Here is a 2,409-nt window from a genome sequence, read left to right as displayed (position 1 = left end):
TTGTGTAGAAGAGTCAGGGGCTAATGCTTACATTTAAAGAGTTAGAAATGACTTTGGAATTAAGCTTAACACTGTTCATCTATATCAGTTTTCCAGTGCTTTTATTCCGCTTTATGTACTACTTTTCGAAAATGCTCTATCGTGGCAGGCAGCAAGGTGTAGCAATTATTACTTATAAAACCCTATTTAATCCGTTTAACTTTCTGTTATTCCCAAGCTTACTTAACCCTCAAGGACTACTATATCGACGCTGCTGTATTTTGGCTCTGCTGCTACTGGTACTCATCTACTTGGTGATAATCTTAATCACTTAACCTGCTGCAGAAATTTAACTGCATTATTCAACTCTCGTGTTCTTGCCATTGGTGGCAACGAATTTAAAAATGCTTGGCCGTAAGGACGGTTAACAATTCTATTGTCACATAAGATAAGTACCCCTTTGTCTTTTTCATCGCGAATTAAGCGCCCTACTCCCTGATTGAGTGAGATAACCGCCTGTGGCAGCGAGATCTCAGTAAACGGATCTTTTCCCTCTCTAGCGATGCTTTCACTGCGCGCGCGATAAAGATTATCTTCGGGTGAAACAAACGGCAGCTTATCAATGATGACACAACTAAGCAGTTTTCCTCGTACGTCTACCCCCTCCCAAAATGCTCCAGTCCCTAGCAGTACTGCATTGCCCAATTGGCGGTATTTTTTCAGTAAGCTTTGCTTGTTAGCTTGACCTTGGACTAACAGCGGATATGAAACTCGACGCTGCAGAGCAACTGCGACTTGGTTCAACATTCGATGGCTAGTGAATAGAATAAAAGTTCGTCCCTGAGCCGCTTCAATCGCTTGCACACAAACATCAACAAACTGCGGTAATATCGCACTGTGATTACTGACGCTAGCCAAATGGCGTGGCACGCAAAACAGGGCATTGTTGGCATAGTCAAAAGGGCTTTGTAGCAATAGCTGTTTGCAGTTACCTATACCCAGCTGTTTAGTGAACAGACTCAGATCTTGATTTATCTGCAGCGTAGCCGAAGTAAAAATCCACGCTACTTTTTCGTCAAATAGCTTTTTACACTCTTTAGCGACATCAATTGGCGCAATCCTTAACATCAAGTAACGATGGCCGTAATCAATACTATAGGCAGCTTGATTGTTCTCACACAAAAAAAACAGTTCGAGTTTAGCCGTTTGAACATCCAACTTTTCGAGTGCATCATCTAAATTATCACTGCGACCGACATGACCCTGCAATACGCTTTTCAACGTGGTTAGCTCTTTAAATAGAGACCAAGATTGTGCAGATAGCGTTTTATTACTTAACATTCTGCGCCAATCAGTATCACCGCTCTCGAAAAGTGTTTGCTGCCAATCATTAAGCAAAGTTAAGCAACGAGCACTCAGTAGCTCTATCTGTTTAGCATCGCGAAGTTCTTTGCGATATATATCAGAAAATTGTTGCAGTAACTCCGCTATCACTCTGGTTGAACATTGCTGGCCAAAGTAGGTAACAGCGATATCGGGCAGTAAATGAGCCTCATCAAAAATCACCACATCGGGATCGGGCAATAACTCCGCAAAGCCAGTCTCTTTAATAATTTTATCGGCTAGGAATAAGTGGTGATTAACCACAATAACTTGAGCGTCCATGGCGCGATTACGTGCTTTTCGGGTAAAGCAAACATCATAATGATCACAGCGTTGACCTATACAAGTTTCCTTAGCACTGCTGATTAAAGGCAGTGCTTGCGAGCTTTCTGACACCGCGGTTAGGCCACCAAGATCACCATCCGTTGTCTGCCCTGCCCATTGATTGATCCTCAATAAGTCGTCAAGGATCTGTGTATCCATTGAACTCGCACCCGATAACTCCTTTTCCATCAAATGTTGGCAAAGATAGTTATTGCGGCCTTTTAATAAGGCTACTTTAGGTGATAAACCAAGCATTAACAGTAATGCGGGCAGGTCTTTGTAAAATAGCTGCTCCTGTAGGTTCTTACTGCCGGTACTGACAATAATTTGCTTATGACTAAGTAGTGCAGGAATAAGATAAGCGAAGGTTTTTCCCACGCCCGTGCCCGCCTCGACCACAAGGTTTTGACGACTTAATATAGAGTCACTAACCGCTTCAGCCATTTGTTGCTGTACTAAACGCAGGCTAAAGCCCTTAATTGCTTTAGCCAATGCACCATCAGCTGAAAATGCCGCTAGCACTTGCTGTGTTAATTTCATGCTCAAACGAAACCGCACTTGGTCGTCATAGTGTCCAACATTCTTATCATAAAAGAGGATTACGCTTGAGTGTAACGTATGCTGTTATAGGCTTATAGCGCTTCATACCCGATTAACACTAAAAACATCGGAATTGGCTAGGGGCTGTTGTTCTTTCGAGCTTAGTTTTTGTTCGGTTCTTTA

General features: G+C 42.6%; 2 protein-coding genes. One reads left to right on the top strand and one right to left on the bottom strand.

What is annotated here, in order from left to right; all coding sequences use genetic code 11:
- Nucleotides 1–47: 47 nt before the first annotated feature.
- Entirely contained in the window at nt 48–314 is a 267-nt protein-coding gene (locus AB4238_RS16620) for a hypothetical protein (protein WP_372034433.1), read from the top strand.
- On the opposite strand, the gene AB4238_RS16615 is transcribed toward AB4238_RS16620, so the two are convergent.
- Nucleotides 307–2,226: an ATP-dependent DNA helicase gene (locus tag AB4238_RS16615; protein WP_372034432.1), complete on the bottom strand. Its 1,920-nt coding sequence runs from the start codon at nt 2,224–2,226 to the stop codon at nt 307–309. The two genes, AB4238_RS16620 and AB4238_RS16615, sit on opposite strands and share 8 nt — an antisense overlap.
- Nucleotides 2,227–2,409: the final 183 nt, after the last annotated feature.

The sequence above is a fragment of the Shewanella sp. 10N.286.45.A1 genome (assembly GCF_041470405.1).
Taxonomy (GTDB): Bacteria; Pseudomonadota; Gammaproteobacteria; order Enterobacterales; family Shewanellaceae; genus Shewanella.
This window is presented reverse-complemented; position numbering and strand designations above follow the sequence as displayed.